Origin of the sequence: Novosphingobium sp. (genome assembly GCF_027531025.1) — a bacterium.
GTDB lineage: Bacteria > Pseudomonadota > Alphaproteobacteria > Sphingomonadales > Sphingomonadaceae > Novosphingobium.
Window position 1 is genome coordinate 123,826 of the sequence record NZ_JAPZQX010000003.1, and the last position, 23,631, is coordinate 147,456.

Annotated in this window: 20 protein-coding genes and 1 pseudogene; 15 read left to right on the forward strand and 6 right to left on the reverse strand. The window is 65.6% G+C overall.

Annotation, left to right across the window (positions count from 1 at the left end; translation table 11 throughout):
* Positions 1-110 precede the first annotated feature (110 nt).
* Positions 111-215: pseudogene (locus O9281_RS03615) on the forward strand (NAD(P)H:quinone oxidoreductase); the annotation flags it as partial.
* Positions 216-365: 150 nt separating this feature from the next.
* Here O9281_RS03615 and O9281_RS03620 read toward each other — a convergent pair.
* Entirely contained in the window at positions 366-2,294 is a 1,929-nt protein-coding gene (locus tag O9281_RS03620; RefSeq protein ID WP_298182857.1) for a prolyl oligopeptidase family serine peptidase, read from the reverse strand.
* Between the two features lie 136 nt (positions 2,295-2,430).
* Here O9281_RS03620 and O9281_RS03625 point away from each other — a divergent pair, with 136 nt between their 5' ends.
* The 6 genes from O9281_RS03625 to O9281_RS03650 all read left to right on the forward strand — a co-directional run bounded on the left by O9281_RS03625 (position 2,431) and on the right by O9281_RS03650 (position 9,455).
* Entirely contained in the window at positions 2,431-2,841 is a 411-nt protein-coding gene (locus O9281_RS03625; protein WP_298182860.1) for a ketosteroid isomerase-related protein, read from the forward strand.
* Positions 2,838-3,425 (forward strand): GNAT family N-acetyltransferase, encoded by a 588-nt coding sequence (locus O9281_RS03630; protein WP_298182863.1) that lies wholly within the window; start codon positions 2,838-2,840, stop codon positions 3,423-3,425. The genes O9281_RS03625 and O9281_RS03630 overlap by 4 nt, the downstream gene beginning before the upstream one ends.
* Positions 3,422-4,321, forward strand: coding sequence for a carbon-nitrogen hydrolase family protein (locus O9281_RS03635; protein ID WP_298182866.1), 900 nt, complete (start codon positions 3,422-3,424; stop codon positions 4,319-4,321). Before O9281_RS03630 ends, O9281_RS03635 begins: the two co-directional genes overlap by 4 nt.
* Positions 4,322-4,347: 26 nt before the next feature.
* Positions 4,348-5,841, forward strand: a complete 1,494-nt coding sequence (gene dacB / locus O9281_RS03640; protein ID WP_298182869.1) for a D-alanyl-D-alanine carboxypeptidase/D-alanyl-D-alanine-endopeptidase — start codon at positions 4,348-4,350, stop codon at positions 5,839-5,841.
* Between the two features lie 166 nt (positions 5,842-6,007).
* A complete protein-coding gene (locus O9281_RS03645; protein WP_298182872.1) occupies positions 6,008-8,974 on the forward strand; it encodes a TonB-dependent receptor in 2,967 nt (988 codons plus the stop codon).
* A 163-nt stretch (positions 8,975-9,137) separates the two neighbouring features.
* Positions 9,138-9,455, forward strand: a complete 318-nt coding sequence (locus tag O9281_RS03650) for a PilZ domain-containing protein (protein WP_298182875.1) — start codon at positions 9,138-9,140, stop codon at positions 9,453-9,455.
* Between the two features lie 120 nt (positions 9,456-9,575).
* Here the strand turns inward: O9281_RS03650 and O9281_RS03655 are convergent, their stop codons facing one another.
* The 3 genes from O9281_RS03655 to purF all read right to left on the reverse strand — a co-directional run bounded on the left by O9281_RS03655 (position 9,576) and on the right by purF (position 12,208).
* Positions 9,576-9,932, reverse strand: coding sequence for a PilZ domain-containing protein (locus O9281_RS03655; protein ID WP_298182878.1), 357 nt, complete (start codon positions 9,930-9,932; stop codon positions 9,576-9,578).
* A 93-nt stretch (positions 9,933-10,025) separates the two neighbouring features.
* Positions 10,026-10,739, reverse strand: coding sequence for an SDR family NAD(P)-dependent oxidoreductase (locus O9281_RS03660; RefSeq protein WP_298182881.1), 714 nt, complete (start codon positions 10,737-10,739; stop codon positions 10,026-10,028).
* A complete protein-coding gene (purF, locus tag O9281_RS03665) occupies positions 10,736-12,208 on the reverse strand; it encodes an amidophosphoribosyltransferase (protein WP_298182884.1) in 1,473 nt (490 codons plus the stop codon). Before purF ends, O9281_RS03660 begins: the two co-directional genes overlap by 4 nt.
* Before the next feature lie 168 nt (positions 12,209-12,376).
* Between purF and folE the strand changes: the two genes are divergently transcribed.
* From folE to O9281_RS03705, 8 genes are all read left to right on the forward strand, one after another.
* Entirely contained in the window at positions 12,377-12,988 is a 612-nt protein-coding gene (gene folE / locus O9281_RS03670; protein ID WP_298182887.1) for a GTP cyclohydrolase I FolE, read from the forward strand.
* A gap of 28 nt (positions 12,989-13,016) precedes the next feature.
* On the forward strand, positions 13,017-13,718 hold the full coding sequence (locus O9281_RS03675; protein WP_363321454.1) for an SDR family NAD(P)-dependent oxidoreductase: 702 nt from the start codon (positions 13,017-13,019) through the stop codon (positions 13,716-13,718).
* A 66-nt stretch (positions 13,719-13,784) separates the two neighbouring features.
* Positions 13,785-15,026: a lipoprotein-releasing ABC transporter permease subunit gene (locus O9281_RS03680; RefSeq protein WP_298182892.1), complete on the forward strand. Its 1,242-nt coding sequence runs from the start codon at positions 13,785-13,787 to the stop codon at positions 15,024-15,026.
* Positions 15,019-15,693 carry an ABC transporter ATP-binding protein gene (locus tag O9281_RS03685; RefSeq protein ID WP_298182896.1) on the forward strand — a complete coding sequence of 225 codons (675 nt, stop codon included), beginning with the start codon at positions 15,019-15,021 and terminating at the stop codon, positions 15,691-15,693. The genes O9281_RS03680 and O9281_RS03685 overlap by 8 nt, the downstream gene beginning before the upstream one ends.
* A 48-nt stretch (positions 15,694-15,741) precedes the next feature.
* Positions 15,742-16,221 carry a glutathione peroxidase gene (locus O9281_RS03690; protein WP_298182899.1) on the forward strand — a complete coding sequence of 160 codons (480 nt, stop codon included), beginning with the start codon at positions 15,742-15,744 and terminating at the stop codon, positions 16,219-16,221.
* 100 nt (positions 16,222-16,321) lie between these two features.
* The gene (gene dnaE / locus O9281_RS03695; RefSeq protein ID WP_298182905.1) at positions 16,322-19,792 is read left to right on the forward strand and encodes a DNA polymerase III subunit alpha; all 3,471 of its coding nucleotides are present in this window, start codon (positions 16,322-16,324) and stop codon (positions 19,790-19,792) included.
* A gap of 33 nt (positions 19,793-19,825) precedes the next feature.
* A complete protein-coding gene (locus tag O9281_RS03700) occupies positions 19,826-21,415 on the forward strand; it encodes a long-chain fatty acid--CoA ligase (RefSeq protein ID WP_298182907.1) in 1,590 nt (529 codons plus the stop codon).
* Positions 21,416-21,594: 179 nt separating this feature from the next.
* Positions 21,595-22,005, forward strand: coding sequence for a DUF1330 domain-containing protein (locus O9281_RS03705; RefSeq protein WP_298182913.1), 411 nt, complete (start codon positions 21,595-21,597; stop codon positions 22,003-22,005).
* A 132-nt stretch (positions 22,006-22,137) separates the two neighbouring features.
* Here the strand turns inward: O9281_RS03705 and O9281_RS03710 are convergent, their stop codons facing one another.
* Together O9281_RS03710 and O9281_RS03715 are read right to left on the reverse strand one after the other, a co-directional pair.
* A complete protein-coding gene (locus O9281_RS03710) occupies positions 22,138-22,548 on the reverse strand; it encodes an endonuclease domain-containing protein (protein ID WP_363321445.1) in 411 nt (136 codons plus the stop codon).
* The gene (locus tag O9281_RS03715) at positions 22,526-23,605 is read right to left on the reverse strand and encodes a PA0069 family radical SAM protein (protein ID WP_298182919.1); all 1,080 of its coding nucleotides are present in this window, start codon (positions 23,603-23,605) and stop codon (positions 22,526-22,528) included. The genes O9281_RS03710 and O9281_RS03715 overlap by 23 nt, the downstream gene beginning before the upstream one ends.
* Positions 23,606-23,631 lie beyond the last annotated feature (26 nt).

Here is a 23,631-nt window from a genome sequence, read left to right on the forward strand (position 1 = left end):
GGTCGAAAGACCGGGCGTTTTGCTTTGGGGGGTATCGCTGAGGCGGCTGAGGCAAAGTCCTCGTTCTCTGCCATTCCAGCAATGTTCACCTCGAAACCGTGGCCAATGCCATTGCCGGTGGCGATGGCAGCCGCCAGCCCAGCGGAGCCGAGCTGGAAGGCGCGCGCCACCTGGGCCAGCGCGTGGCCGAAACCGCTGCCAAGCTGTTTGACTGATGAAAAGACGGGGCGGATCGCTGTGTTCCGCCCCGTCAGTCGTTTGGTTTCGATCCCGTCACCCCGGACTTGATCCGGGGTCCCGCTGTTCTGCCTGATCGCAAGAAGCGGGACCCCGGGTCGAGCCCGGGGTGACGGTGAAACGGCGGCTTACTTCAGCAGGTGTTCCTTCCAGAACTGCAGCTCGCTCCAGAACTGGTAATCGGCATTTTCCTTCTTGGCGAAGCCGTGGCCCTCGTTGGTGCCGACCAGGTGCCAGGCGGTACGGCCCTTGGCGCGGACAGCGGCGACCATCTGGTCGGCCTCGCTCTGCGGCACGCGCGGATCGTTGCCGCCGGTCACCACCAGCAGCGGGATCGCCAGCTTGTCCACATGGGTCAGCGGCGAGATTTCCGTCAGCTTGGCGCGCTGCTTGGGATCGCGCTCGTCGCCATATTCCACCCGGCGCAGATCGCGGCGATAGGACTGGGTGTTTTCCAGGAAGGTCACGAAGTTACTGATCGCGACGATGCAATTGCCGGCCTTGAACCGGTCGCCATACCGGATCGCGCTGGCATAGCACATGTAGCCGCCATAGGAGCCGCCGCGCACCGCCATGCGGGCCGCGTCGATCCCGGCATCGCCCTGCAGCCGGTCGAGAAAGGCGCCGATGTCCTTGACCGAATTCTCGCGCAGGAACGGCCCGTTATCGAGGCTGACGAAGCGCTTGCCATAGCCGGTCGAGCCGCGGACATTGGGATAGAACACGGCAATGCCCTGTTCGTTGAGCAGGTAATTGGTGCGGCCGCGGAATGACGGCGTGGTCTGCCCTTCCGGCCCGCCGTGAATGTCCACGATCAGCGGGCGCTTGCCGGGGAACTTCGCCGGATCGGGACGATAGAGGAAGCCCGAGACCGGCTCGCCATCGAAGCTTTTCACTTCGATCAGTTCCGGCTCGACATTGCGCGCCGGATCAAGCCCGCCGGTTTCGCTTTCGGTCCAGCGCTTGACCGCCAGGGTCTTGGGATCGACCGAGAAGGCATCGGTTGGCACGCGGGCCGAGGAAACGGTGATCCCGATTTCGCCCCAGGGTGCGATCCGCAGCGACCCCAGCACGCCGCGCGGCAGGCCCGTCACCTCGCGCGTCTGGCCGGTCTTCGGATCGAGCAGGCGCAGCTTGGAAATGCCGGCCTCGTTGATCACGTAGGCGATGAAGCTGCCATCGGGAGCGATATCGAAGCCTTCGACATCCCACTTCGTTTCCGGTCCGCGCGGAGTGAACTTGCCGGTCTTGGGATCAAGCGTGCCGAGCCGCTGGAAGTCCGAACCTTCGTCGCTGGTCACCCACAGCGTGCCATCCCGGGCGAACTTGGCGCCGCCATGGGCAATCGCCTTCTTGTGATCGCCGATCGGGGTCAGCTTGCCGGTTTCAAGGTCCAGCCAGTGCAGGTCGCTTTTCTGGACCGAGACATATTGGGCAACGATCGCCGCCTTGTTGCCGGGGGCGAAATCGGCCAGCGCCCAGCCGCCGCCGCTGACCTGCAACACCATCTTCGTGGTGGCGGGATTGCGCGGATCGACCACATAGAGATCGCTGTCAGTGCCGTTGCGGCGGGTGGAGCTATAGGCCAGCCACTTGCCATCCGCGCTGACCGCGTTGATCGAATTGCGGCTCTTGCCGTCGGTCAGCAGGGTCAGGCGGCCATCCTTCAGCGTATAGAGCTGCCAGAACTCGCTGCCGCCGGTATCCTTGCGCACCACCAGGGTGCCGTCATTGGGCATATAGCCGCCGCCCAGCGGCTCGGCCTCGAAGCTGATCTGGCGGCGGGCCATGCCGGGACCGGCCACGGTGTGCAGCTGGGCCACGTTGCCGAAGCGGGTGGAAATCAGCATGGACTTCGATACCGGATCCCAGTCCATGAAACTGGCGGTGCGGAATTCCATGTAGGGACGGCTCGCCTCGACCAATTGCATCGGCACGGGTGGAACGCCATCGGCGACGATTGCTGCTGGCTTGGGCGCAACGGGCGCAGCCTGTTGGGCCAGGGCCGGTGCAAAGGGCAGGGCGAGAGCGGTAAGGCCAAGCAGGGTCTTGCGCATGGGTTAGGGCGTCCTTGGTCTGGTTTATGCCACGCAGGTTGCCGCGCTGCCCGCCCACTTGCAACCGCCCATTCGACGAAGCGCTGACAAGCGCGACGCGATCGGTTAGGCGCCATGCCAAAGGAGATTGCCACCGATGAGCCAGATCGCCGCGCTTGCCCTGCTGGACCGCTATTACACTGCCTTCAACGCGGGCGATTGGGAAGGGATGCTGGCCTGCCTCAGCGATGACGTGGCGCATGACATCAACCAGGGCGCGCGGCAGGTTGGGAAGGACGCGTTCCGCAGCTTCCTGGCCCATATGGAGCGCTGTTATGCTGAACAGCTTCACGACCTCGTGCTGATGGCCAGCGCCGATGGCACCCGCGCCAGCGCCGAATTCGTGGTGCATGGGCAATACCTCAACACCGACGCTGGCCTGCCCGAGGCAACGGGGCAGCGCTATGTCCTGCCGGCCGGGGCCTTCTTTGCGATCGAGAATGGGCTGATTGCCCGCGTCACGGTCTATTACAACCTGGCCGACTGGGAAGCGCAGGTGATCGGATGAGCATCGATGTCCGCCCGCTGACCGGGGCGGCGTTGCAGGCCGCACTGCCGGACCTGGCGCGGCTGCGGATCGCGGTCTTCGCGGCCTGGCCCTATCTCTATGCAGGGAGCGAGGAATACGAGCAGGACTATCTGGCCGAATTCACAGCCTGCCCCGATGCCGTGCTGGTGGCGGCGCTTGATGGGGAGCGGATCGTTGGGGCGGCAACGGCCTCGCCGCTGATCGCGCAGGAGGACTACATCCGCGCGCCCTTCGTGACGGCGGGGATTGACCCGGCGGGGGTGTTCTACTTTGGCGAGAGCGTGCTGCTGCCTGAATATCGCGGGCAGGGGATCGGCCATGCCTTCTTCGATCACCGCGAGGCGGCGGCGCGGGCCTGGGGGGCGCGTCAGGCCAGCTTCTGCGCCGTGGTGCGCCCTACCGATCATCCCGCACGCCCGGCGGACTACGTCCCGCTCGACGCCTTCTGGGGCAAGCGCGGCTATGCTCCGGTATCGGGGCTGGTCGGCAGCTTTGCCTGGGCCGATCATGGCGAGCAGGAAGAGAACCTAAAGCCGATGCAATACTGGATGCGCCAGCTATGACCCGCTTCATCGTCGCCGCCGCGCAGTACCCGATCGAGGCCCTGGCTGACTGGGCGGTCTATCAGGCCAAGCTGACCCGCTGGGTGGAGCAGGCGGCCGAGGGCGGGGCAGCGCTGGCGGTGTTTCCCGAATATGGCGCGATGGAGCTCGCTAGTCTGGATCCGGCCACAATGGGCGACCTCGCCGGTTCGCTGGCCTCGGTCAGCGCACTCTTGCCGCGGGTCGATGCGCTGCACGCTGACCTTGCTGCGCGGCTTGGCCTGCACATCCTGGCAGCGAGCGCACCCTGCGCCCTGCCGGACGGGCGCTATGTCAACCGCGCCCGGCTGTTCGCGCCCAATGGCAAGGTGGGGGTGCAGGACAAGCTGATCATGACCCGGTTCGAGCGCGAGGAGTGGGGTGTGAGCGGTGGTGGTCCGCTGCGGCTGTTCGACACCGCGCTCGGGCGGATCGGGATCAACATCTGCTATGACAGTGAGTTTCCCCTGCTGGCCCGCGCCCAGGTCGAAGCCGGGATGGAGCTGCTGCTGGTGCCCAGCTGTACCGAGGCACTTCACGGGTACTGGCGGGTACGCCTTGGTGCCTCTGCCCGGGCGCTTGAGGGACAGTTGTGTGCCATTCATAGCCCTACTGTGGGCATGGCCGAATGGTCTCCGGCGGTCGACAGCAATCGCGGTGCCGCTGCCATCTATGGCCCGCCCGACCGGGGCTTTCCGGCCGATGGCGTGGTGGCGATCGGTCAACTCGACGCGGCGCAATGGCTCTTCGCCGAAGTGGACCTCGCCCGAGTGGCGGATCTCCGCGCCGATGGCGGTGTGCTGAACGCCCGGCACTGGGCCGAGCAGCCGGGCGGCAGCGCGCCGCTCCCCCCGGTCGAACTGGTAGACTTGCGCTGAGCCGGTCCGGGCGGCACCTTGCGACAATGCGTTCGTTGATCCTTGCCGCCGCGCTGACGCTTTGTGCGCCGGCCATCGCCCAGACCGAACCGGTTCCGCCCGCCGCGCCGCCCAGCGTCGAAGCGATCCTCGCGACGGCTCCGGCGGGCACCCGCATCGGTCTGTTGGTAGTGGATGAACAGGGGCGCGAGGTGATCGCGATCCGGCCGGATGACCGTTTTATCCCGGCCAGCAATACCAAGCTGTTCACCACAGCCGCCGCCTATGCCCTGCTGGGTGACAAGATGGCGCGGGCCAGGCTGGGGACCGAGGAATTCGGCCGCTATGCCCCCGGTGCCTTTATCGGCCTCGCTGAGCAGGACGGCGGCCCACCCCACGTGATCCTTTACGGACGGGGCGATGCGCACCTGTCTTCCGCGCCAGACTGCAAGATCGACTGCCTCAGCGAACTGGCGGGAATGGTGGCGAAGAAGGCGAAGGTCGTTGCCGATGTCGTGGGCGATGCCAGCTGGTTTCCCGACCAGCGGTGGAGCCCGGGGATGAGCTGGAACAACATCGGCACCGACAGCGGCACGGCCATTGCCGCGCTGAGTATCGATGATAACGAGGTGCGGGTCGAGGTGCGCCCGGCGGCCGCCGGACAGCCGCCGCTGGTCACCAGCAACGACTATTTCACCCTGCGCAACGAGGCGGTGACCATCGCCGCCGGGGGCAAGACCAGCCTGGCGTTCGAACGGGCGCCCGGCAGCATGGAACTGCGCCTTTATGGCGAGATCGCGGCCGATGCCGCACCCTTCACCGACCGGCTGGGGGTCGACGATCCGGCGCATTATGCGGCCTGGGCGCTGCGTCGCCAGCTGGTGGGGCGCGGGGTTGCCGTGCAGGGCACGGTGCGTTCGACTTACCGTCCGGTCGCCCTGATCGACGATCCGAAGCAGCGCGAAGGGCGTGACCTGCGGCTGCCCATGCCGCGCGGCGCCTTCATGGGCGGGCATACCGCGCCGCCGCTGGCCGAGACGGTGCGGATCGTCAACAAGGTCAGCCAGAACCTCTATGCCGACCTGCTGCTGCGCCGGATCGGGCGGATTTCCGGCACCGGGTCGCTGGCCGATGGGGTGGCGGCGATGGAGCAGGTTTTCACCGCCGCCGGGCTGCCGCGCACCGGTTGGGATTTCTCCGATGGCTCGGGCATGTCGACTTACAACCGGATTTCCCCGCGCGCGGCGGTCGCGCTGCTGCGCTGGTCTGCCAGCCAGCCGTGGGGCCAGGAGTACCGCGCCTCAATGCCGGTCGGTGGTGTCGATGGCACCCTGCGTCGCCGCTTTGCCGGAACCCCGCTGGCGGGACGGATCTGGGCCAAGACCGGCACACTCAATGCGACCCATGCCCTGTCCGGCTGGCTGAAGACCGCCAGCGGGCGCGAGTTGATCTTCTCGATCATCGCCAACGATGTGCCGGACGGGACGCGGGTGGTGCCGGTGGTGGACGCGGCCTTGCAGGCGATCGCTGCCGCGAATTGAGCCATTGCTGCTCCAGATTGTTGCATCGTTGCAACAAGAACCGGCTGTTCCGGCAAATCTTGGAAGCCTGTGGCACCAGTATCGATTCAGCACCTTTCGCAATGCGATGATTCCGTTAGTCTGGAGCTATCCGCACGATTGTTGTGGCTTTCAGGGGGTTCTTCCGATGATTGCTCGTTCCGTTTCCCGTCTTGTCCTGTCCAGTTCGGTCGCCATGGTAGCCTTGGCCGCGCCGGCCCTGGCCCAGCAGACGCCTGACATCACCAGCCCCAACAGCGCTTCGGAAGCTGACAAGGCGATCATCGTCACCGGTTCGCGGATCAAGCAGGATCCGGCCAAGAGCGCGCTGCCGCTGGAAATCATCACCAGCGCCGATATCGAGCGGAACGGCCTTTCCAGCCCAGAACAGCTGACCATGTTCCTTACCTCGAACGGTTCGGGGGCGGATAACCTTGCCTCCAACGCCGACGTGACGACCGGCGCGCAGCGCGGCACCAACGGGCTTTCGGCGGCCAACCTGCGCGGGCAGGGCAGCGCCTCTACCCTGGTGCTCTTGAACGGCCGCCGCGTGGCCGCACACGGCCTGTCGGGTTCGGCGGTCGACGTGAACCAGATCCCCTTCGCCGCGATCGAGCGGGTCGAAATCCTCAAGGACGGGGCTTCGGCGATCTATGGCACCGATGCCGTGGGCGGGGTGATCAACTACATCACCAAGAAGAACTATACCGGGATCGGGGCGCAGGGCTTCGTCGATGCGACCGAAGCGGGCGGCGGCAACATCTACCGCCTGTCGGGCATTGTCGGCTATGGCGATCTTGACGATCAGGGCTTCAACATCATGGGCGCGGTCTCGTACCGCTGGGCCAAGATGCTGCGCGGCGAACAGCGCGATTTCGTCAACGGCAACCAGCCCAACCGCGGCCTGTCGATCGACACGCGCGGCACCCCGATTGCCAGCGTGTTCAACATCGGTGCCAACAGCTTCCAGACCCCGCTCGGCACCCTGCTGACCGGCCTGACGCTGACTGCGCCCAACGGGGCCAATGCCGCGTCCGGCGGGATCAATGTCCTCGACCTGCCGGGTGGCGCCGGGTGCGGCTCGTTCGATGGCGGCATGGCCTATGACGAAGTGCTGTGGAACAACCCCAGCGCGGTCTTTGCCTGCGCCTGGGATACCGGCCGCGCGGCGGTGATCCAGCAGCCGATCGATACGCTGACCTATTATGGCCGCGCGACGGTGAAGGTCGGGGCGAGCGAGATCTATGCCGAAGTGACCGGTTCGGATGCGAAGTCGGCCAAGAGCTTCTCGAACGCGCAGCTTTCGGCCAACACCACCAACCTGCCCTGGGCCTATCCGCTCAACAGCCTTACCCAGGCGACCTACAACCAGATCTTCAACGCGATCCGCGGGGCCTTCCCGGCCAATGCGGCGGCGCTCGATGCCCGTTATGGCCGGCCGATCTCGGGTCGGTGGCGCTGCGTGGCCTGCGGGCCGCGCGAGTATGAGACCGATACGGAGACCTTCCGCATCGCGCTGGGCATCGATGGCCCGCTGCCGATGGAAGGGTGGGACTATCGCGTCGGTGGCTCGATTGCGCGCAGCGAAAGCTCGTCGGTGCTCGGCACCGGGTTCTACTATCGCGGCACGCTGAACAACGGCGCGACCGATCCGCTGGCGCCGATCGCGCCGGGGGCGACCACGGCGGGGATCGTCGGCGTCATCAACGCCGGCCTGATCAACCCCTTCAGCCTGAGCCAGACCGATGCCGGGCTGGCCGCCCTGCGGGCCGTTTCAGCCGAAGGGACCACGCTGTTCGGCGGCAAGTACGAAGTGAAGCAGGTCGATGCCTCGGTTTCGGGGCCGCTGTTCTCGATGCCGGCCGGTGACGTGCAGATTGCCGCCGGGATCGATTACCGCCGCGAAACCTATTCGTTCAACGGTTCGCCCGCCGCAGTGGCCGGCCAGCCGGTGATCTTCCTGGCGGCCTTCGACAACGTCAATGCGCTGACCCCCAAGAACCGCGACGTCAAGGCGGCCTATGCCGAAGTGAACGTGCCGCTGTTCGAAAGCTTCGAAGTGACCGGCGCTTTCCGCATCGACGATTACACCGGCTTTGGCACCACCACGAATCCGAAGATTTCGGCGAAGTTCCAGCCGCTTGACTGGCTGATGTTCCGCGGCAGCTACAACACCAGCTTCCGCGTGCCGGCCTTCAACCAGGTGTTCAACGGGATCACCGAAAGCCCCTATTCGGGCAGCGATCTGGCCGATCCGGTGCGCTGCCCCGGCGGCGTGCCGACCAGCGCCTTTGGTTCGGGCCAACCCTGCGCGCAGATCCGTCCGAACATCTGGACCGGCGGTACGCTCGACCTGAAGCCCGAAACCGCCAAGCAGGCCAGCCTTGGCGTGGTCGTGCGTCCGGCACCGGGCTGGTCGGCCTCGGTCGACTGGTGGATGATCAATGTCGAGGATACGCTCCAGATCCTGACCCTGCGCCAGCTGATCGACAATGCCGCGCTGTTCCCGGATCGCTTCATCCGCGATGCCGGTGGCAACATCACCACGATCGACCAGCGCTGGGTCAACGCCGGGGCGCGGCGCACCCAGGGGCTTGAGTTCAGCCTGCGCGGGGCGATCGATGTTTCTTCGGGCAGCAAGCTCGATATCGGCATGGATGGCTCCATGCTGCTCAAGAAGAAGGAAAAGCTGACCCCGACCGCCGCTTATGGCCCCAGCCAGATCGGCGTGTTCACCTTCGCGGGCGATCTCGGCCTGAAGTGGAAGCACAACGCCTGGGTGACCTTCTCGACCGAGGACTTCTCGGCCACGCTGACCCAGATGTTCCGCAACGGCTATACCAACCAGAAGCTGCCCGGGATTGCGGCTGGCACGGTAGTGCGGCCCGATTTCAACGAGCGGGTTTCGAACTATGTCACCTACAACCTGGCCGTGACCTACAGGGGGCTTGCCCCGAATCTGACTGTCACCGCCGGGGTGAAGAACATCTTCGATACCGATCCGCCGTTCGCGATCAGCTATGATGGCAACACCGGGGCCGGCAGCTCGTGGGAACCGCGCGTGGCCGACCCACGCGGACGGGCCTACACGCTGTCGATCGAAACCAAGTTCTGATCACAGACCGGTTCATTCCGGCAAGGAGAGGGGCGCGGCCTGCGGGTCGCGCCCTTTCCTTTGGTTTGGCCAAGTTCCTGAATTCGGGGTTTATTTATTGTTAACCTGAATTTTACCCAGATTCGGGACACTGGCGCGGTACGAAACCAAGTGAGCCGCCGCGATGGATTACAGTCCCGCTGGTCAACCCAAGTTCCAGGCAACCGGCGGACGCCGGGCCGATCGGCGTCGCTATGAGGCGCAGGTCCAGTTTCGCAAGGGCGCGAAGCGGGCGACGGTGAAGGTCCAGGACATTTCGCGGTTCGGTGCGCGCGTTGCCGGGGTTTACCTGGTCCATGAAGGCGACCGGCTGTTCTTGACCCTGCCGGGGATTGCCCCGATCGAATCCCGCGTCGCTTGGGTCACCGCTTTCGAATTTGGCTGCGAATTCATCCAGCCGCTCAGCGAATTCGTGCTCGATAGCATCGTCGCTCGCCAATAGGCGCGGCTCGCGCGGTCAGCGGATCGCGGTTTCCATGTCAATCATCTCTGGGGTGAGCCCCCGCCGACCGGCTGGTTGGAAGGGCAGTCTGGCTGCACCGGGGCGGGGGCTCTGGGGGGCTCAGCAGGTCCGGTAGCAGGTGTCACCACGCCAGCGGACCAGGATATTGTCATGCACGATCGGGCTCAGCAGCTGTTCGAAGGCGCAGCCGGTCAGGCTGTTGTCCCACCAGATCACTTCGGCCTGCAGGGCTTCAAGCCCGGGCAGGGTCAGCCAGCAGATCGTACCGGGATGCAGGCGGTTGATGGCGGCGGCGCAGAACCCGCTCAGCGACAGGTCGTGGACCACGGTCTGGAAACCGCGGCCACCGGACACCCGCAGCGTGGCGGGGATCGAGATGCGGGTCCGCGGCGCGCTGCGATCTTCCTGCGCGGCGGCGAAATAGGGGTCGCGGGTGTGCAGCAGGTGATCGCTCATGGCCGGGTCCTCAATTCTTGCCTGCGGTATGTGCCTGTCCGAATCTTTCCGGACAGGCTTGGCAAAAAATGGACCTTCAGCCTTGCTCCGACCTTATTGGGACTGGTTAACACGCTCGCGGTGCGGGGTGGCGAATTGTTCACCAAGCAGGGTAACCACGCGGTCCGCAACCACGGCAGGCTCCTTGTTCCGCAGCGGATCCTCGCCCGGGTAGGCCTTGGCCCGCATGGCCGTGCGCGTGGCTCCCGGATCGACGATCGCGACGCGAACCTTGCTGACATTGCGCACTTCCTGCGCATAGCAATCGACCAGCACTTCGGCGGCGGCCTTGCTGGCGGCATAGGCCCCCCACCAGGCGCGCGGCGCAGTGGCGACCGAAGTGGTCAGGTAGATGAACCGCCCGTTGGCGCTTTTGCGGAGCAGCGGATCGAACCGAGCGATCAGCGCCTGGGTCGCCAGCGCATTGGTCGTCAGCGCCTTCGAAAAGCCGTTCTGGTCGATATCGGTTACCCCGGTCAGCTGAGGCAGCACGGCGGCGGCATGGACCAGGATATCCAGCGCGGGCCAGCGCCCGGCAATGGCCTGGGCCAGTCGGGCGATCCCGTCGCCCTCGGAAAGGTCGACCGGGGCAATGGTCGCCGCGCCGCCCGCATCGAAGATCGCCTGTTCCACCGCTTCGAGCGCCTTGGTGTCGCGCCCGGTCAGCACCACGTGCGCGCCTGCCGCGGCGAGGGCCTGGGCCGTTGCCGCGCCAATGCCGCGGCTCGCGCCCGTAACGAGCGCGATCTGTCCGGTGAGGTCGGTCATGCGACTTTACCTACCGGCAGGCTCAACTGGTCGGTGGCGGCGGTCTTGTCCGCCAGGTCGGTCAGCCGGGTCGGATAGTCGCCGGTGAAGCAGGCATCGCAATGCTGCGGGCAGGCCGCGTTGCGGGACTTCTCGCCAACTGCCCGGTAAAGCCCGTCGATCGAGACGAAAGCCAGGCTGTCCGCTACGATGAACTTCGTCATTTCATTGAGGTCCATCCGCGCGGCGAGCAGCTTGTGCCGCTCGGGCGTATCTACGCCATAGAAGCACGAATGACCCGTAGGCGGGCTGGCGACGCGGAAGTGCACTTCCTTGGCCCCGGCATCGCGCATCATCTGGACGATCTTCATGCTGGTAGTGCCGCGCACGATCGAATCGTCGATCAGCACGATCCGCTTGCCTTCGACCAGCGCGCGGTTGGCATTGTGCTTGCGCTTCACATCGGCATGACGCTCGCCATCGCTCGGCTGGATGAAGGTGCGCCCGACATAGTGCGAGCGAATGATGCCCAGGCCAAAGGGAATGCCGCTTTCCTGGGCATAGCCGATTGCCGCCGGCACGCCGCTGTCGGGCACCGGTACTACCAGGTCAGCCTCGACCGGTGCTTCGCGCGCCAGTTCAACCCCGATCTGGCGGCGCACTTCGTAGACCGACTGACCGCTCGATACCGAATCCGGCCGGCTGAAATAGACGTGTTCAAAGATGCAGGGGCGCGGCGGATGTTCGCCGAACGGGCGATGGCTGGTGATGCGGCCGTCCTGGCGCACCTCGACGATCTCACCCGGTTCGATCTCGCGCACGAATTCCGCGCCGACCACGTCGAGCGCGACCGTTTCACTGGCGAAGACGGTGGCATCGCCGATCTTGCCCATCACCAGCGGACGGATGCCGAGCGGATCGCGGCAGGCGATCATGCGTTTGGGCGTCATGCAGATCAGCGAATAGGCGCCCTCGACCATCCGCAGCGCATCGACAAACCGGTCGAGCAGGGTGGGGTAGCGGCTGGTCGCGATCAGGTGGATGATCACCTCGGTGTCCGAGGTCGACTGGAAGATCGCGCCCTTGTCGACCAGTTCCTGCCGCAGCCGCATGGCATTGGAAATGTTGCCGTTGTGCGCGATCGAGAAGCCACCGCGGGCCAGGTCCGCGTGGAGCGGCTGGACGTTGCGCAGCCCCTGGCCACCGGTGGTGGAATAGCGCACGTGGCCCGATGCCATGTGGCCGGGCAATTCGCTCAGGATGGTCTGGTCGGCAAAGACCTGGGCAACATGGCCGAGGCCACGGCGGGCGAAGAATTCGTGCCCGTCCCAGCTGACGATGCCGCAGGCTTCCTGCCCGCGATGCTGCAATGCGTGCAGTCCCAGCGCAGTGATCGGAGCCGCTTCCGGGCTGCCGATCACGCCGAAGATGCCGCATTCCTCGCGCAGCTTGTCGCCGTCGCGGTCAAGGAACGGGTTCGTGATGTTCATGTGGAATCGCCTGCCTGCTGCGCTCGCGCTTCGCGGCTGCCTTTGGCCCCCAATGCGCGCGAAAGCAAGGGTGCAGGCCGCGCCACCCACAACAGTCCAAAGGCCGGGTTGCTGCATGGCCTCGCCGGGCCCACTTCGGCGGGGCAAATGCCGGGAAGGACTGTTGCAATGAACTATGTAACCACCCACCTCGAACATGACGAATGCGAAACCAAGCTGTTCGTGCCGGACGAAGTGCAGGATGCGCTGCGCACCCTGCTGCGCTGGGCTGGTGAAGACCCGGATCGCGAAGGTTTGATCGATACCCCCGCGCGCGTTGCCCGCGCCTGGCGGGAGTATTGCCAGGGTAACGAGGAAGACCCTTCGTTGCACCTGTCGCGCACTTTTGCCGAAGTGGGCGGTTATGACGAAGTGGTCCTGTTGAAGGACATCCCGTTCCAGTCGCACTGCGAACACCACATGGCCCCGATCACCGGCAAGGCCTCGATCGCCTATCTGCCGAAGGATCGCGTGGTCGGCATTTCCAAGCTGGCGCGCGTGCTCCATGGCTATGCCCGCCGTCTGCAGATCCAGGAGCGGCTGACGGCCGAGGTCGCCGAATGCATCTGGACCAACCTGCAGCCGCATGGCGTGGCCGTGGTGATCGAGGCCCAGCACGGCTGCATGACCGGGCGCGGCGTGCGCACGCCTGGGGTCGGCATGGTCACCAGTCGGATGCTGGGCTGCTTCCTCGATGACCATCGCAGTCGCAAGGAAGTGCTCAGCCTGATGGGCTATTGAGCCGGCTCCGTATCTGAGCCAGGCAGTCATCTTCGGCGCATCCGGCGGTATTGGCGCAGCACTGGCTGCTGCGCTGACTGTCGGCGGGCAATACCAGCGCGTCTGGGCCGGATCGCGCGGTAGCCGCGCTGCGCCGGATGGGACCGAGTCATTCGCCTTTGACCTGATGGATGAGGCCAGCATCGCGGCGGCGGCGGCCCGGATCGGGGCGGCTGGTCCGGTGACACTGGCGATCGTTGCCACCGGCATTCTGTCCGATGGGGCAGGGCTGCAGCCGGAAAAGACCTACAAGGCCCAGGACCCGGCGGCCTATACCCGCGCCTTCGCGATCAACGCGACCGGTCCGGCGCTGATCGGCAAGCATTTTCTGCCGCTGCTGCCGCGCCGCGAACGGGCAGTCTTCGCGGCGCTTTCGGCGCGGGTCGGTTCGATCGGGGACAACCGGCTGGGCGGCTGGCATGCCTATCGCGCCAGCAAGGCGGCGCTCAACATGATCCTGCGGAATTTCGCGATCGAATTGGGACGGAGCCACCCCCAGGCCGTGGTCGCGGCGCTCCATCCGGGGACAGTGGCAACGCCGCTGTCGGCCCCGTTTACCGGCACGGGCGAGGGGCGGACAGTTTTTGTGCCGGCTGAAGCCGCCGCACACCTGCTGGCGGTGATCGACCGGTTGACCCCAGCCGAGAGCGGCCAGGCCTTTGCCTGGGATGGCCAGGCAATCCCGTTCTGACCGCTTGCCCTGAAGGCCCGCGCCCCCTAAGTCCGCGGCAATCGCATCAGTTGCCAGAGGCCCCGCTTGCTCCTCACGCCCTTCGAAAAAACGCTGGTCAAACGCTATCTCCTGCCGGGGCGGAGCGAGGCGTTTATCGCGCTGGTCGCGGGGATCAGCCTGGTCGCCGTGGCGCTGGGCGTCGCGGCGCTGGTCATCGTGATGAGCGTGATGAACGGGTTCCGGGCCGAGCTGTTCGACAAGATTTCGGGGCTTAACGGTCACGCCGTGGTCCAGGCCTATGGCGGGCGGCTGGATAACTGGCAGGGCACGCTGAAGCTGATCCAGTCCACGCCCGGCGTGACCCGCGCCTCGCCGTTGATCGAGCAGCCGCAGATGGGCAGCTTCAACGGGCGGGTCGACCTGATCTTCGCGCGCGGCAACACCGCCGAGGATATCCAGCGGCTGAAGCCCAAGCTGGTGGCAGGGTCCCTCGATCCGCTGAAGCCCGGTGCCAGCGAAGTGGCGATCGGGGCGCAGCTCGCCTCCAACCTGGGGATCCGGGTGGGCGATACGCTGACGATCATCAATCCCAAGGGCCGTTCCACCCCGTTTGGCACGGTCCCGCGCGAGATTGCCTATCGCGTTGCCGCGATCTTCGAGATCGGGGTGTTCGATTTCGACGAGCGCTTCGTCGTCATGCCGATCGAGGATGCCCAGACCCTGCTGCTGGCCGGCGATGCCATCGGCATGATCGAGGTGCAGGTCACCGATCCCGACAAGGTGACCGAGATTCTGCAACCCGTGGCGCAGCAGCTGGCGGGGCAAGCCGTGGTGACCGACTGGCGCACGATGAACGCCAGCCTGTTCGAGGCGCTGGCAGTAGAGCGCGTGGCGATGTTCGTCGTCCTGTCGATCATCGTCCTGGTGGCGGTTTTCAACATCCTGTCCTCGCTGATCATGCTGGTGCGCGCCAAGACCCGCGACATCGCAATCCTGCGCACCATGGGCGCCAGCCGACAGAGCCTGCTCAAGGTCTTCGTGACGGTCGGCTTCGTGGTTGGCGCGCTGGGCACGGTTGCCGGTCTGATCCTGGGCGCGGTGTTCCTGTTCTTCCGCCAGTCGGTCGTGCGCGGGATCGAAGTGATCACCGGGCAGAACCTCTGGGATCCGAGCATCCGCTTCCTGACCGAGCTGCCTGCGCGCAGCGATCCGGTGGAGATCGCGCTGATCGTGATCATGGCGCTGGTGTTCAGCTTCCTTGCGACGCTCTACCCGGCGTTCAAGGCGGCGAGCACCGATCCGGTGCAGGTGCTGCGCTATGAGTGAGCCTGTCGTTTTCACGCGCGGCCTGACCCGCAGCTTTGAACAGGGCGGGGTGCGGATCGACGTGCTGCGCGGCGTGGACCTCGCGATCCAGCCGGGCGAGATCGTTGCGCTGCTGGGGCCATCGGGTTCGGGCAAGTCGACCCTGCTCCAGGCGGTCGGCCTACTGGAAGGCGGCTTTGGTGGCACCTTGCGGATCGCCGGGGTTGAAGCGGGCACGCTGTCATCGGACGATCGCACCAACCTGCGGCGCGACAAGATCGGCTTCGTCTACCAGTTCCATCATCTGCTCCCCGATTTCAACGCCTTGGAAAATGTCGTGCTGCCGCAACTGGTCGCTGGAACGGCCGAGGCTGAAGCCGCCGCCCGGGCCACCCAGTTGCTGACTGCGCTCGGTTTGGGCGAACGGCTGGGCCATCGGCCCAACCAGCTTTCGGGCGGCGAGCAGCAGCGCGTGGCCGTGGCCCGCGCCCTGGCCAATCGCCCGGCGCTGGTCCTGGCTGACGAGCCGACCGGCAATCTCGACGAAGCCACCGCCGACCGGGTCTTCGCCGAGTTCCTTGATCTCGTCCGCCGCCAGAACAGCGCGGCGCTGGTTGCCACGCATAACGAGCGGCTGGCTGCCAGCATGGACCGGGTGCTGCGCCTGCACGACGGGCGGGTGGACTAAGTCGTCCGCCCGGCATAGCCTGCCGGGCAAATCTTTGGAGAGTTCATCATGAAGACCATCGCCGATTTCACGGCCAAGCTGCCCGGTGGCGAGGAAATCAGCCTGGCGGACAAGGCCGGCAAGGTGCTGCTGATCGTCAACACCGCCAGCAAGTGCGGTTTCACCCCGCAGTACACCGGGCTGGAAGCGCTCTACAAGAAGTACGCCGATCAGGGCTTTGAAGTGATCGCCTTCCCCTGCAACCAGTTCGGTGCGCAGGAACCCGGCAATGCCGAGGAGATCGCCAACTTCTGCAGCCTGAAGTACGATGTGACCTTTCCGCTGATGGCCAAGGTCGACGTCAACGGCGATGGCGCGCCGCCGCTTTATGACTGGCTGAAGAGCGAGGCGCCGGGGCTGATGGGCTCGAAGTCGATCAAGTGGAACTTCACCAAGTTCCTGATCGACCGCGATGGCAAGGTGGTGCGCCGCTATGCCCCGACCGACAAGCCCGAGGCACTGGAAAAGGACATCAAGGCCCTGCTCTGATCGGGGCTCCGAACAGGGGCCTGGCCGCGTCGTTCGGCGCTGTGGGTAAAGCCCGCCGCGCCCCCTTCCGAATCGCGCCGCCAGGCCGCATCTAGCTGCCATGGCCTATGAACCTTTCGTCCCGCTGCGCGTCTTTTCGAGCTACACCATGCTCGAAGGGGCGATCGATCCCAAGGCGGCGGCGAAACTGGCCAAGGATCGCGCTTTCCCGGCGATCGCGCTGACCGATCGCAACGGGCTTTACGCCGCAATGTCGTTTGCCGGAGCCTGCAAGGACGCGGGCATCCAGCCGCTGGTCGGCACCTTCCTGGCGGTGCGGCGGGATGAGGGCGAGACGATCGACTGGCTGGGGCTGATCGCCCAGAACGAGACCGGCTGGAACAACCTGTGCCGCCTGGTCAGCCACGCCCATCTCGGCCGCCCGATCGAGCTGGAACCGCATGTTACCATGGCCGATCTCGTCGGCCATGCTGACGGCCTGATCGCGCTGACTGGCGCGGGCGACGGGGCGCTCGTGCGGTTGCTCGCCGCCGGCAAGGGCGAGGCGGCGGTGGAGCTGTGCGCGCGGCTGGAAGCCCTGTTCCCGGACCGGCTCTATATCGAAATCGCGCGGCGCAATGACCCGGTCGAGGAAGCGGCGGAAGATGCGCTGATCGACCTCGCCTATGCGCGGAACCTGCCGCTGGTCGCCACCAATCCGGCCCAGTTCGGTGATCCGGGTTTCCATGCGGCCCACGATGCCATGCTGTGCATCGCCAATTCGACCCATATCGACGCAGCTGAGCGCCCGCGCTCGGCCCGCGATGCCTGGGTGAAGTCGCGGCCGATGATGGCCGAACTGTTTGCCGATCTGCCCGAGGCGCTGGCCAATACCGTGGTGATCGCCCAGCGCTGCGCCTTCATGCCGCCCAAGCGCAAGCCGCTGCTGCCAAGCCTTGCCGGCGACAAGGAAGGCGAGGCGGCCATGCTGGTCGAGCATGCCCGCGCCGGCCTTGAAAAGCGGCTCGCCCCCTATGGCGAACTGAGCCCCGAGGAACGGCAGGCCTATTTCGACCGGCTCGCCTTCGAGACCGACGTGATCAACCGGATGGGCTTTGCCGGCTACTTCCTGATCGTGGCCGACTTTATCCAGTGGGCCAAGGCCAATGACATTCCGGTGGGGCCGGGGCGCGGTTCGGGGGCGGGCTCGGTGGTGGCCTGGGCGCTGACCATCACCGATCTCGATCCGCTGAAACTGGGCCTGCTGTTCGAACGCTTCCTCAATCCGGAACGCGTCTCGATGCCGGACTTCGATATCGACTTCTGCGAAACCCGCCGCGGCGAGGTGATCCGCTATGTCCAGCAGAAGTATGGCGCCGATCACGTTGCCCAGATCATCACCTTCGGTAAGCTGAAGGCCCGCGCCGTGCTGCGCGATTGCGGCCGCATCCTGCAGATGAGCTATGGCCAGGTCGACCGGCTGTGCAAGATGGTGCCCAACCATCCGACCGATCCCTGGACCCTGCCGCGCGCGCTCAACGGCGTGGCCGAGCTGAAGCGCGAGTACGACAACGATCCCGAAGTGAAGCGGCTGGTCGATCTGGCCGTCCAGCTCGAAGGGCTCAACCGCAACAGCTCGACCCACGCGGCCGGGGTGGTGATCGGCGATCGTCCGCTCGATCAGCTGGTGCCGCTCTATCGCGATCCGCGCTCGGACATGCCGGTCACCCAGTTCGACATGAAATATGTCGAGGATACCGGCCTCATCAAGTTCGACTTCCTCGGCCTCAAGACCCTGTCGGTGCTGAAGAAGGCGGTCGAACTGCTCAAGCGGCGCGCGATCACCATCGATCTCGACGCCTTGCCGTGGGACGACGCCGAGGTATACGAGCTGCTCCAGCGCGGTGACACGGTGGGGGTGTTCCAGCTGGAATCCGAGGGGATGCGCCGCACCCTGGCGGCGGTGAAGCCGACCAATTTCGGCGACATCATCGCGCTCGTCTCGCTCTATCGCCCCGGTCCGATGGACAATATCCCGCTGTTCGGCCGCCGCAAGAATGGCAGCGAGAGCATCGAATATCCGCACCCCAAGCTGGAAAGCATCCTGAGCGAGACCTATGGGATCTTCGTCTACCAGGAACAGGTGATGCAGGCGGCGCAGATCCTGGCCGGCTATTCGCTCGGCGATGCCGACCTGCTGCGCCGCGCGATGGGCAAGAAGGTCCAGGCCGAAATGGACGCCCAGCGCTCGCGCTTCGTCTCCGGGTGCAAGGAGCATTCGGATATCGAGCCAGCCAAGGCCAACGAGCTGTTCGACTTGATCGACAAGTTCGCGGGCTATGGCTTCAACAAGAGCCACGCGGCGGCTTATGCCTTGCTGGCCTATCAGACCGCCTGGCTGAAGACCCATTACCCGCACGAATTCTATGCCGCCTCGATGTGCTTCGACATGCACCAGTCGGAGAAGCTGGCGGTCTTCGTCGATGACATGCGCCGCGCCGGGCTGGCGCTGGAGGGGCCGGACATCAACCGGTCCGAGGCGGAATTCACGGTCGAGCAGACCGAGGAGGGGCACGCGGTGCGCTATGCCCTGGCCGGAATCCGCAATGTCGGCGAGAAGGCGATGGACGCGATCGTCGCCGAGCGTGAGGCCAATGGCCGCTTTGCCAGCCTGGAAGACCTGTTCCGCCGCGTGCCGCCGGGCAGCATGAACCGCCGCCAGCTGGAAGGGCTGGCCGCTGCCTGCGCCTTCGACAGCCTGGAGCCCAACCGCGCCAAGGTGCTGGCCAATGCCGACATGCTGCTGGCCGTGGCCGACGAGGCCGAACGCAGCCGTTCGAGCGGCCAGGCTGGCCTGTTCGGTGGCGACGATCATGCCGCCCCGGCGCTGCGCCTCGCCGATACCCCGGCCTGGAGCCGGGCCGAGCAGATGGCCAGGGAGCGCGAGAACTTCGGCTTCTATTTCGCAGCCCATCCGGTTGAGCAATGGCGCGCGATTGCCAATGCCAACGGCGCGCGGACCTACGCCCGGCTGATGGAGGCGGGCGTGCCCGGCGGCGGTCGGATGCAGGCGGTGATGACCGCGATGGTCGAAAGCGTCAGCAAGGGGCGCACGCGCAAGGGCGGGGAATTCGTGCGGGCAGACTTCTCCGACAGCTCGGGCCAGTTCAGCGCCGCCTGTTTCGAGGAATCGCTGGTCGCGCCGATGCAGCAGTGGGCCAAGGATGGCACCTGCCTGCTGCTGACGGTGGAACTGGATGCGCCCAGTCCGGAAGAGCCGCCGCGCGTGACGGTGCGCGGCGCGCGGCCGCTCGAAGAGGTCAAGGGCAGCGCGCAGATGCAGTTGCGGCTGGACGTGCTGGCCCCCGAAGCCCTGCATGACCTCGCCGCCCTGCTGGGTCAGGACGGCAGCGGGCAGGGCGAGGTGGTCGTGCGGCTGCGCACCGGCACCGGGCAGGAGCCACTGCTGCGGCTGGGCAAGCAATTCCATCTCGACAGCGATGTCGCGGAACGCTTGGCAAGTGTCGAAGGACTTGCCAATGTGTCGCTGACCGCGCGGCGAAATTCGGGACATCTTCGGCTCGTCGCTTAGATCAAAAGCGGGTGGGGGGATTTGGAGAGCCTGATGCTGGGAGCAATGCAAGATTTTGACCTGCGGGTCACGCACCTGATTGACCATGCCGCGCGCGAGCATGGCAGCCGCGAGATCGTGACCCGCTGGGCCGATGGCAGCGAAACGCGCACCAACTGGGCCGGTATCCGCCACGATGCGCTGCGGATGACCCAGGCCCTGCGCAAGCTGGGCGTGCAAAAGGGTGACCGGATCGCCACCCTGGCGATGAACCACAGCCGCCACCTGGTTTCCTGGTATGGCGCGGTCGGCGTCGGCGGGATCCTCCACACGATCAACCCGCGCCTGTTCGACGACCAGCTGGAATACATCGCCAACCACGCCGAAGACCTGGTCCTGCTCTACGACAAGGCCTTCACCCCGATCATCGAGCGGATGAAGCCCAAGTGGACTACGATCAAGCACTTCATCTGCTATGACAATGGCGAGTTCGAGGACTGGATCGGCCAGGAAGACGGCCACACCACCTGGGCTACCGGCGACGAGCGCGACCCTTGCATGCTCTGCTATACCAGCGGCACCACCGGGAACCCCAAGGGCGTGCTCTATGAGCACCGTTCGACCATGCTCCATGCGATGACCGGGCTGCAGCCGGCGATCTTCGATTTCGATACCCGTTCGGTCATGCTGCCGGTGGTACCGATGTTCCACGCCGCCAGCTGGGGCCTGCCCTGGGCGGGGGCCGCTGCGGGCATCAAGTTCGTCTTCTCGGCCGTCAACGACGCTGCCGTGCTGACCGAACTGATGAACCGCGAGAAGGTGACCCATTCGGCCGGGGTGCCGACTGTCTGGCTCGCGACCTTCCAGCACATGGACGCTACCGGGGCGACCATTCCCACCCTGCGTCACGCGATCATCGGCGGTTCGGCCGCGCCGCGCTTCATGATCGAGCGGTTGATGAAGGTCGGGGTCAATGTCGCCCACGCCTGGGGCATGACCGAGACCAGCCCGATCGGCACGACCGGGGCCAAGACCTGGGACTGGGACGATCTCTCGTTCGACGAACAGGTCTCGATCAAGCAGATGCAGGGCCGCGTGCCCTTTGGCGTCGAGCTGCGCACGGTCGACCTGGGCGATCCGACCAAGGTCCTGCCGCGCGATGGCCAGACGAGCGGCGCGCTGCAGGTGCGCGGGCCGTGGATCATCAAGCGCTACTTCAAGGCCGAAGCCGATGCAGCCGATGACGAACAGTGGTTCGATACCGGCGACGTGGCCATCCTGCACCCCGATGGCACGCTGCAGCTGACCGACCGGACGAAGGACGTGATCAAGTCCGGCGGCGAATGGATCAGCTCGGTCGAGCTGGAAAACGCCGCCGTGGGTGTGCCCGGCGTGGCCGAGGCCGCGGCGATCGGCATCTATCACCCCAAGTGGGACGAGCGGCCGATCTTGGTCGTCGTCAAGAAGGCCGGAATGGACGTGACTGCCGAGCAGATCATGGCGCACCTCGCTGAAAAGGTCGCCAAGTGGTGGCTGCCCGATGCGATCGAATTCGTCGATGCGATCCCGCACGGGGCGACCGGCAAGATCAGCAAGAAGGACCTGCGCGACCAGTTCCGCGAATACAAGCTGGCGGACGCCTGAGCCTGACCGAACAGGAGCGCGTGGACCACATTGACCACAGTCCTGAGCAAGAAAAACCGGCCCTTTCGGCCCCGTCCATTGCGGCGGGGACCGGGAGGGCAGGGGCAGCGGCATCGGTCCGGCATGACACGGCTGGCGGTGTGTAGGAAAGCGACGGCAGAAGGCGGAGGGACTTTGCCATGACCAGCTACATCGATCCATCGCGCGAGAACTGGCTGGTGTTCAAGGACCTGCCCCGCGACCGGCCGATCCACATGCTCAACCTGCTCAAGTTCCGCGACCTGGCGGAATATCCCGAAGGCCACCCCAACCACGGCAAGGGCCTGGCCGGGCGCGAAGCCTATGAGATCTACGAGCAGCGCTTCCAGGAACTGGTGGCGGACGATGGCGCGGCGATGGTCTGGCAGGCCCCGCTCGAATGCATGGTGACTGGCCCGGCCGATGAATGGGACGCGGCCTTTGTCATGGGCTATCCCCATTCCGGCGTGTTCATGGCCATGGTCAAGAACGAGGAATATGTCCGCGATGCCCTGCCGCACCGCACGGCGGCCCTGGCGGACAGCCGACTGATCCGGTTCAACGGCGCCTGATCCTCGCCTTGAGGCGAGGTGGCAGCCCATAGGGCTGACGGAGTGGTGAGTTATTGGCTGCAGCAGCAGCCAGCACACTGCGGCGCGCCTATCCGCCACCACTCCACCGCTCTGCGAGCGGTCCCCCTCGCCTCAAGGCGAGGATTTCGTTGCGAGCAGGCTGACCGTCATGGCGAGGATCGCTTCAACGACCGACGTGACTTCTTTCAGCACGTCGCTGGCCGGAAACCGGACCACTGTAACGCCTTGGCACAGCAACGAGGCATCGCGCCGCTCATCCTTATCCGCAACACTACCGCAGTCGTGTACCGTCCCGTCGATCTCGATTGCCAAAGCCAGTTCGGCACAGAAAAAATCGAGGACGTAGCTTCCCGCCGGGTGCTCGCGACGGAATTTCAATCCGCCCGGCCGCTTGCGCAGCTCTCGCCACAGAAGCACTTCGGGTAGCGTCATCGACCTGCGCAGCCTGTTCGCAAGGCGCTGCGTTTCCGTCGGCCTGTGGATCATTGGCACGCCCCAATCACAGCAACCGCAACTGCCCATTGCTGCGCGGTGCCACGAACTGTCCGCAATCCAGCCTCGGCGGCTCGCGGTTCAGCCCCAGCTTCTGGCAGGCGATGCGGAAGCGGGTGCGGAACACGTCGGCCCAGACGCCCTTGGGTTTCATCCGTTCGAAAAAGCGACTGTCGTAATCCTGGCCGCCGCGCATGGCCTGGACAATGGCCATGACCTTGGCAGCGCGATCGGGGTAGTGGACCTCGAGCCATTCGCGCATCAGCGGGGCCACTTCGTGTGGCAGACGCAGCATGATCCAGCTGGCCGTCTTGACGCCGCGGGCTGCCGCCTCCTCGAGGATGCGCTCGATGAATTCATCGGTGATCGACGGGATCACCGGTGCCACCGAAACGTGCGCGGGGACCCCCGCGGCGGCCAACTGCTCCAACGCATCGAGCCGCTTGGCGGGGGAGGAAGCGCGCGGTTCCAGCAGGCCGGAGAGCCGGGGATCGAGGCTGGTCACCGAGATCGAGACCGCCGTCAGGTTCAGCCGGGCCAGTTCGGCCAGCAGGTCCAGATCGCGAACCACCCGCGCGCTCTTGGTAGTGATCGTCACCGGGTGGCGGGTTTCGAGACACACTTCGAGCACCTGGCGGGTCAGGCGATAGCGGGCTTCGATCGGCTGATAGGGATCGGTGCTGGTCCCCATCGCGATTGGTGCGGGGGTGTAGCCGCGTTTGCCCAGCTCGGTGCGCAGCAGGTTTGCGGCATCGGGCTTGGCAAACAGCTTTGTTTCGAAATCCAGCCCCGGCGACAGGTCGTGAAAGGCGTGGGTGGGCCGGGCATAGCAATAGACGCAGCCATGCTCGCATCCGCGATAGGCGTTGATCGAACGATCGAACGGGATATCGGGCGAGCGGTTGCGGCTGATGATCGTGCGGGGGCGTTCCTCGGTTACCGTGGTCCGCAGTTTCGGCGCGGAGCCGTCGATCGCTTCGCGCGCATCCAGCCAGTCCCCATCCACCTCGCGCACGGCGAGACCGAAGCGCTGCGGCACCTTGGCCGACTGCGCGCCGCGGCCATGGATGGGAGGGGGAATCGGCATCCACACATCAGAACATATGCGGAACA

What these genes read in the sequence shown, in the direction of transcription:
- O9281_RS03715 (WP_298182919.1), bottom strand. Translation starts at nt 23,605, where the DNA reads ATGCCGATTCCCCCTCCCATCCATGGCCGCGGCGCGCAGTCGGCCAAG.
- O9281_RS03625 (WP_298182860.1), top strand. Translation starts at nt 2,431, where the DNA reads ATGAGCCAGATCGCCGCGCTTGCCCTGCTGGACCGCTATTACACTGCC.
- O9281_RS03620 (WP_298182857.1), bottom strand. Translation starts at nt 2,294, where the DNA reads ATGCGCAAGACCCTGCTTGGCCTTACCGCTCTCGCCCTGCCCTTTGCA.
- O9281_RS03660 (WP_298182881.1), bottom strand. Translation starts at nt 10,739, where the DNA reads ATGACCGACCTCACCGGACAGATCGCGCTCGTTACGGGCGCGAGCCGC.
- O9281_RS03635 (WP_298182866.1), top strand. Translation starts at nt 3,422, where the DNA reads ATGACCCGCTTCATCGTCGCCGCCGCGCAGTACCCGATCGAGGCCCTG.
- purF (WP_298182884.1), bottom strand. Translation starts at nt 12,208, where the DNA reads ATGAACATCACGAACCCGTTCCTTGACCGCGACGGCGACAAGCTGCGC.
- O9281_RS03630 (WP_298182863.1), top strand. Translation starts at nt 2,838, where the DNA reads ATGAGCATCGATGTCCGCCCGCTGACCGGGGCGGCGTTGCAGGCCGCA.
- folE (WP_298182887.1), top strand. Translation starts at nt 12,377, where the DNA reads ATGAACTATGTAACCACCCACCTCGAACATGACGAATGCGAAACCAAG.
- O9281_RS03690 (WP_298182899.1), top strand. Translation starts at nt 15,742, where the DNA reads ATGAAGACCATCGCCGATTTCACGGCCAAGCTGCCCGGTGGCGAGGAA.
- dnaE (WP_298182905.1), top strand. Translation starts at nt 16,322, where the DNA reads ATGGCCTATGAACCTTTCGTCCCGCTGCGCGTCTTTTCGAGCTACACC.
- O9281_RS03650 (WP_298182875.1), top strand. Translation starts at nt 9,138, where the DNA reads ATGGATTACAGTCCCGCTGGTCAACCCAAGTTCCAGGCAACCGGCGGA.
- O9281_RS03645 (WP_298182872.1), top strand. Translation starts at nt 6,008, where the DNA reads ATGATTGCTCGTTCCGTTTCCCGTCTTGTCCTGTCCAGTTCGGTCGCC.
- O9281_RS03700 (WP_298182907.1), top strand. Translation starts at nt 19,826, where the DNA reads ATGCTGGGAGCAATGCAAGATTTTGACCTGCGGGTCACGCACCTGATT.
- O9281_RS03655 (WP_298182878.1), bottom strand. Translation starts at nt 9,932, where the DNA reads ATGAGCGATCACCTGCTGCACACCCGCGACCCCTATTTCGCCGCCGCG.
- O9281_RS03705 (WP_298182913.1), top strand. Translation starts at nt 21,595, where the DNA reads ATGACCAGCTACATCGATCCATCGCGCGAGAACTGGCTGGTGTTCAAG.
- O9281_RS03685 (WP_298182896.1), top strand. Translation starts at nt 15,019, where the DNA reads ATGAGTGAGCCTGTCGTTTTCACGCGCGGCCTGACCCGCAGCTTTGAA.
- O9281_RS03710 (WP_363321445.1), bottom strand. Translation starts at nt 22,548, where the DNA reads ATGGGCAGTTGCGGTTGCTGTGATTGGGGCGTGCCAATGATCCACAGG.
- dacB (WP_298182869.1), top strand. Translation starts at nt 4,348, where the DNA reads ATGCGTTCGTTGATCCTTGCCGCCGCGCTGACGCTTTGTGCGCCGGCC.